General features: G+C 65.9%; 3 protein-coding genes and 1 tRNA gene. 3 read left to right on the top strand and 1 reads right to left on the bottom strand.

Annotated elements, in window-relative coordinates; translation table 11 throughout:
* On the bottom strand, positions 1-1,143 hold a 1,143-nt coding region (locus A2J02_RS00840; protein ID WP_068045540.1), incomplete at its 3' end, for an FhaA domain-containing protein.
* A gap of 207 nt (positions 1,144-1,350) precedes the next feature.
* On the opposite strand from A2J02_RS00840, the gene A2J02_RS00835 reads away from it, so the two are divergent.
* The 3 genes from A2J02_RS00835 to A2J02_RS00825 all read left to right on the top strand — a co-directional run.
* Positions 1,351-1,436 (top strand) — tRNA-Leu (locus tag A2J02_RS00835).
* Positions 1,437-1,847: 411 nt separating this feature from the next.
* Positions 1,848-6,437, top strand: coding sequence for a glutamate synthase large subunit (gene gltB, locus A2J02_RS00830; protein WP_068045537.1), 4,590 nt, complete (start codon positions 1,848-1,850; stop codon positions 6,435-6,437).
* On the top strand, positions 6,430-7,416 hold a 987-nt coding region (locus A2J02_RS00825), incomplete at its 3' end, for a glutamate synthase subunit beta (RefSeq protein WP_068045533.1). The genes gltB and A2J02_RS00825, both read left to right, overlap by 8 nt.

The following is a 7,416-nucleotide window of genomic DNA, read 5'->3' as shown; positions in this document are numbered from 1 at the left end:
GCCGTCTTCGAGCTGCAGCGTCGCGGCCAGCGCCTGACTGCGAGCTGCGTACGAGGCGGGCTGGTCGTAGCCGTACCCGTCACCGCGATCGCCCGCGCCCTGCTGCGGGTAGCCGCGACCGTAGGCGGCCGGGGCAGGCGGGTAGTCGTAGCCGGGCTGCTGGTAGCCGGGCTGCTGATATCCGGCGGCCTGGGGCTCGGCGTAGCGACCGGACGGGTCGTTGTACGCCTGCTCCTGATAGGGGGCCTCGGAGTACGCAGCACTGTCGGCACCGCTGTACTGGTAGCCCTGCGCGTCGTAACCCTGCGCGTTGTAACCCTGGGCGTCGTACCCCTGATCCTGGCCGCTGGGGTTGCCGTAGGCGTGCGGGTCGTAGCCCTGTTCCTGGCCGGCTGCGCTGTAGGCCTGACCCTGCTCGGGGTACGGCTGCTCGTCGTAGCCCTGGCCGTTGTACGGCTGCTGGTCGTAGCGCGGATCGTGCTCGGCAGGCGCGTAGGCCTGGGCGTCGTAGCCGTTCTGCTCACGTGCTGGGTAGCGCGGATCCTGGCCACCGGCGTAACCGTTGCGCGCGCGCGGATCGGGACGATGACCGTCCGCGGGGTCGCGCTGCGGGTCGTAGCCTGGGTTCTGCGTCATGTGGCCGGCTCCTGGTGTCGACATCGGTGGGGCAGACGGTCGCTGCGTAGCTGAAGGGACGGGACTCGGTGCTGCTTGTGCCGACGCGCCCTGCTGCGGGGACTCGTTCCGTGCAGCAGTCGCCGATCGTCCCACATCGGGATCGACCGAGCCACTGGCACGGAACTGTCCGGTGTGAAGGGTGGGCGACGGCTCGAAGCGAACCACCACGTCGCCGTAGGTCTGCCAGCCTTGATCGCGGATGTAATCGTCGAGGTGACGCGAGAACGCCTTGACCGTCAGTTCGCGGTCACCGGCGAGTTCGGCGTGGTCCGAGCTGTTGATGGTGATCACGTAGCTGTTGGGTGCCAGGAGGTGCCCGCCGTCCAGGGGCCGAACCAGGTCCGACGCTTCCTGCTGGAGCGCTGCCTCCACCTCCGCCGGTACGACGCCTCCGCCGAACACGCGGGCGAAGACGTCGCCGACAGCGCCCTGGAGCTTGCGTTCGAAACGCTGAACTATGCCCATCGTGACCCCTCCTCTCACTGTGTTCTTCCACCGTGTGGTGCCTGCTGGTGTGCAGGTCGCGACAGCCGCGTGTCATCACGAGGTCGCGCTCCAAGCATGATATACGGTGCCGCCGACGGGGACTGCCCGCCGCCGTCGGCTCACGGCACCTCGACGCGGCGATTTTCGAGCGCGGCATGGTGCGTGTTAGTGTTCTCGCCGTCACCCGGGCGGGTGGCGGAATGGCAGACGCGCTGGCTTCAGGTGCCAGTGTCCTTCGGGACGTGGGGGTTCAAGTCCCCCTCCGCCCACCACACTGGCCGCAGCTGATTCGATCGCTGCGGCCAGTAGTTTTTCCGGCCCTTTTTCCTCGAATCGTCTTACAGGCGTGTGATTCTCGGCCGATGTCGGCGCGGGTGTCCGAGACCCGGTCCCGAGGACGTCTCGTATCCGGAAATTCGCAGGTGAAAGCCCGTAATAGGTTTACCTTATTTGCGGTGGCACCCAGGTACTGACTTATCGTTCGTAGTTGGATCGGCCTCACCACGGCCGGATCCGCCACGACCCATTTTCTACCACGCGCCCACCTGCTCGTGCAGAGGAAAGCGTCGACGATCGACAGGTGCAGCTTCAACGGCGAGGACGCACCGCAGGCCGTTCGTGCAGCCGGTTACACCACACCGTCGCCGACGAGTATCAAGGCTGGACTTATCCGAAGGCTAGGTATGAAGCACACTCCGGGCCCGCAAGGCCTCTACGATCCCGCCAACGAACACGACTCCTGTGGTGTCGCGTTCGTGGTGGACATGCACGGTCGACGCAGTCGCGACATCGTCGAGAAGGCGATCACCGCGCTGGTCAACCTCGAGCACCGCGGTGCTGCCGGCTCCGAACCGAACACCGGTGACGGTGCAGGCATTCTGATCCAGGTTCCGGACGCGTTCTTCCGCGCCGTCGTAGATTTCGAGCTTCCCGCGCCCGGCGCGTACGCAACCGGTGTCGCTTTTCTTCCGCAGGGCCGCAGCGACGCAGCACGCGCCTGCGAGGGTGTCGAGCGCATCGTCGTCAGCGAGGGCCTGGCGGTTCTCGGTTGGCGTGAGGTTCCCACCGACGATTCCTCCCTCGGCGCTCTGGCGCGCGACGCGATGCCGACCTTCCGGCAGTTGTTCCTCGCGGCTCCGGACGCGTCGATCACCGACCTCGAACTCGAGCGGCGTGCGTTCGTCATCCGCAAGCGGGTCGAGCACGAACTGGGCGAAGAGGGCGCGGGCAAGGACGGTCCCGGCCGCGAGACCGTGTACTTCCCGTCACTGTCCTCGCAGACCTTCGTCTACAAGGGCATGCTGACCACGCCTCAGCTCAAGGGCTTCTACCTCGATCTGCAGGACGAGCGTGTCGAAAGTGCACTGGGACTTGTGCATTCGCGCTTCTCGACCAACACGTTCCCGTCGTGGCCGCTGGCGCATCCGTTCCGACGCGTCGCCCACAACGGCGAGATCAACACCGCCACCGGCAACGAGAACTGGATGCGTGCCCGCGAGGCGCTCATCACCTCCGATGTGTTCGGCGGCTCCGAGGCGCTCGAGAAGATCTTCCCCGTGGTCACCCACGGAGCAAGTGACACAGCACGTTTCGACGAGGTGCTCGAGCTGCTGCACCTCGGTGGACGCAGCTTGCCGCACGCCGTGCTCATGATGATTCCCGAGGCGTGGGAGCGGCACGAGTCGATGGACCCCGCACGTCGGGCGTTCTACAAGTACCACTCCTCGCTGATGGAGCCCTGGGACGGACCGGCGTCGGTGTGCTTCACCGACGGCACCGTCATCGGCGCGGTCCTGGACCGCAACGGCCTGCGTCCGAGCCGGCTGTGGGTCACCGACGACGGTCTGGTCGTCATGGCCTCCGAGGTCGGCGTTCTCGACATCGATCCGTCGAAGGTCGTCCGCAAGGTTCGCCTGCAGCCCGGCCGCATGTTCCTGGTGGACACCGCGCAGGGCCGCATCGTCTCCGACGACGAGATCAAGGACGAGCTCGCAGCCGAGCATCCGTACCAGCAGTGGCTCGACGAGGGCTTGACCTCGATCGACGATCTGCCCGAGCGTCCGCACGTGCACATGCCGCACGACCGCGTGCTCATCCGTCAGCAGATCTTCGGATACACCACCGAGGAACTGAACGTGCTGGTCTCGCCCATGGCGAAGTCCGGTGCCGAGGCCATCGGTTCCATGGGTACCGATACCCCGATCGCCGTGCTGTCGGCTCGCCCGCGGATGCTGTTCGACTACTTCTCGCAGCTGTTCGCGCAGGTCACCAACCCGCCGCTCGATGCCATCCGCGAGGAGATCGTCACCAGCCTCGGAGGCACCATCGGACCCGAGGGCGATCTGCTCAACCCGGGTGCCGACGGCTGCAAGCAGATCGTGCTTCCGCAGCCGATCCTGCACAACGACGACCTCGCCAAGCTCGTCCACATCAACGACGAAGGCACGCAGGAAGAGCTGCGCTCGGTGGGCGTGCGCGGCCTGTACCCGGTGTCCGAGGGTGGCGAGGGTCTCCGAAAGTCGTTGGAGGCCATTCGCGCTCAGGTGTCCGCTGCCATCTCCGGTGGCGCGCGGATCATCGTGCTCTCGGACCGTGAGTCCAGCGAGAAGCTCGCTCCGATTCCGTCGCTGCTGCTCACCTCCGCGGTGCACCATCACCTCGTCCGGGAGAAGACCCGCACCAAGGTCGGTCTGATCATCGAGGCCGGTGATGCCCGCGAGGTGCACCACATGGCTCTGCTCATCGGTTTCGGTGCGGCAGCGGTCAACCCGTACATGGCGTTCGAGTCGATCGAGGACATGATCGAGCGCGGCTCCCTCACCGACATCTCCTTCGACAAGGCCGTGTCCAACTACATCAAGGCCGCGGGCAAGGGTGTGCTGAAGGTGATGTCCAAGATGGGCATCTCGACCCTCGCGTCGTACACCGGAGCTCAGCTGTTCCAGGTCATCGGCCTCTCGCAGGAACTGGTCGACGAGTACTTCACCGGCCTCAACAGCCACCTGGGCGGAATCGATCTCGACCAGGTCGCCGACGACGTCGCAGCGCGGCACGCGGTCGCGTACCTCGACAACCGTCAGGAGCGCGCGCACCGCGAGCTCGAAACCGGTGGCGAATACCAGTGGCGTCGGGAAGGGGAGTACCACCTCTTCAACCCGGACACGGTGTTCAAGCTGCAGCACTCCACCCGCACCGGTCAGTACGACATCTTCAAGGAATACACGAAGATGGTCGACGACCAGTCCGAGCGCCTCGCGTCGCTGCGCGGTCTGTTCCGCTTCAAGACCGAAGAGCGGCAAGCCATTTCGATCGACGAGGTCGAGCCCGCCAGCGAGATCGTCAAGCGTTTCTCCACCGGTGCCATGAGCTACGGCTCCATCTCGGCCGAGGCGCACGAGACCCTCGCCATCGCCATGAACCGTCTCGGCGGCCGCTCGAACTCCGGTGAGGGCGGCGAGGACGTCTCGCGGTTCGAGCCGGACGAGAACGGCGACTGGCGACGCAGTGCCATCAAGCAGGTCGCGTCGGGACGCTTCGGCGTCACCTCGCACTACCTGACCAACTGCACCGACATCCAGATCAAGATGGCGCAGGGAGCCAAGCCCGGTGAGGGTGGCCAGCTTCCGGCGCACAAGGTGTACCCGTGGGTCGCCGAGGTTCGGCATTCGACGCCCGGCGTCGGCCTGATCTCGCCGCCGCCGCACCACGACATCTACTCGATCGAGGATCTCGCGCAGCTGATCCACGACCTGAAGAACGCCAACCCGCAGGCCCGCATCCACGTGAAGCTGGTCTCCGAGGTCGGCGTCGGAACGGTCGCCGCGGGTGTGTCCAAGGCGCACGCCGACGTGGTGCTCATCTCGGGCCATGACGGCGGCACCGGCGCGACGCCGCTGACCTCGGTCAAGCACGCGGGTGGACCGTGGGAGCTCGGGTTGGCCGAAACGCAGCAGACGTTGCTGCTCAACGGTCTTCGCGATCGCATCGTCGTCCAGGTGGACGGCCAGCTCAAGACCGGACGTGACGTCATGGTCGCGGCTCTGCTCGGCGGCGAGGAGTTCGGTTTCGCCACCGCTCCGCTCGTCGTCTCGGGCTGCATCATGATGCGCGTCTGCCACCTCGACACCTGCCCCGTCGGTGTCGCTACGCAGAACCCGTTGCTGCGCAAGCGTTTCGCGGGCAAGCCGGAGTTCGTCGAGAACTTCTTCATGTTCATCGCCGAAGAGGTTCGCGAGCTCATGGCCGAGCTCGGCTTCCGCACGCTCGACGAGGCCGTCGGCCAGGTGGGTCTGCTGGACACCACTGCGGCCAAGGAGCACTGGAAGGCGTCGAAGCTGGATCTGTCGCCGATCCTCGAAGAGGTCGAGTCGGCGTTCATGAACCAGAACCTCTACAACACCGGCGTTCAGGATCACGGTCTGGACAAGGCGCTCGACCAGCAGCTCATCGCGGCCAGCCGCAATGCGTTGGACAAGGGCGAGAAGGTCGCGTTCGAGTCCAAGATCACCAACGTCAACCGCACCGTCGGCACGATGCTCGGGCACGAGGTCACCAAGGCGTACGGCGGCGTCGGACTGCCGGACGACACCATCGAGATCACGTTCACCGGCTCGGCGGGCAACAGCTTCGGCGCGTTCGTCCCGTCCGGCATGACGCTCCGGCTCAACGGAGACGCCAACGACTTCGTCGGCAAGGGACTGTCCGGTGGACACCTCGTGCTGCGGCCGTCGTTGAACGCGCCGAAGGGATTCGTCGCCGAGGACAACATCATCGGCGGCAACGTGTTCCTGTTCGGCGCCACCAGCGGTGAGGCTCTCATCCGCGGTGTCGTCGGCGAGCGTTTCGCCGTTCGTAACTCCGGTGCCGTTGCCGTCGTCGAAGGCGTCGGCGATCACGGCTGCGAGTACATGACCGGCGGCAAGGTCGTCATTCTGGGCACGACGGGCCGGAACTTCGGTGCCGGTATGTCCGGCGGCGTCGCGTTCGTCTTCGATCCGAACAAGACGTTCGAGGCCAACCTCAACACCGAGCTGGTCGACATCGAGGAGCTCGAGGGTGACGAGTTCACCTGGCTCCGCGACATCGTCACTCGCCATCAGGAGCAGACCGGCTCCGAGGTGGCCGAGCGGATCCTCGCGGATTGGTCACAGCAGGTGAACCATTTCGTGAAGGTCATGCCTCGCGACTACAAGAAGGTACTGCTGGCCATCTCCGAAGCCGAGAAGAACGGCGCGGACGTGGACGAAGCGATCATGGAGGCAGCTCGTGGGTGACCCACAGGGATTTCTGAAGAACACGGTTCGCGAAGTACCGAAGCGGCGGCCCGTCGACCTGCGTCTGATGGACTGGAAAGAGGTCTACGAAGACTTCTCGAAGGACACTCTGCGCACCCAGGCGAGTCGATGCATGGACTGCGGTATTCCGTTCTGCCACAACGGCTGCCCACTGGGGAACCTGATTCCCGAGTGGAACGACCTGGTGTTCAAGGACCGCTGGCGCGACAGCATCGATCGGTTGCACGCCACCAACAACTTCCCGGAATTCACCGGACGGTTGTGCCCCGCCCCGTGCGAGGCGTCGTGCGTGCTGGGTATCAACCAGGATCCGGTCACCATCAAGCAGGTCGAGGTCGAGATCATCGACAAGGCCTTCGAGGAGGGCTGGGTCACGCCGGTCTACCCGACGCATCTGACCGGCAAGACCGTCGCCGTCGTCGGCTCCGGCCCCGCGGGACTCGCTGCAGCGCAGCAGCTCACCCGCGCGGGCCACACCGTCACGGTGTTCGAGCGTGCCGATCGCATCGGCGGACTGCTGCGGTACGGCATCCCCGAGTTCAAGATGGAGAAGCGCCACATCGATCGTCGGCTCGCGCAGATGGAGGCCGAGGGCACCGTCTTCCGCACCGGTGTCGATGTGGGCGTGGACATCTCGGCCGACGAACTGCGCGAGCAGTTCGACGCCGTGGTCCTGTCCGGCGGTGCCACCGCGTGGCGCGACCTGCCCATCGAGGGCCGCGGGCTCGACGGCATCTACCAGGCCATGGAGTTCCTGCCGCACGCCAACCGCGTCCAGCAGGGTGATTTCGCCGCGCCGCCCGTCAGTGCCGAGGGCAAGAAGGTCGTCATCATCGGCGGCGGAGACACCGGTGCCGACTGCCTCGGGACCTCGCACCGTCAGGGTGCCGAGAGCGTGCACCAGTTCGAGATCATGGCCCGGCCGCCCGAGGAGCGTGCGACGTCCACGCCGTGGCCG

The sequence above is a fragment of the Rhodococcus sp. EPR-147 genome (assembly GCF_001647185.1).
In the GTDB taxonomy this organism is placed as follows: domain Bacteria; phylum Actinomycetota; class Actinomycetes; order Mycobacteriales; family Mycobacteriaceae; genus Rhodococcoides.
This window is presented reverse-complemented; position numbering and strand designations above follow the sequence as displayed.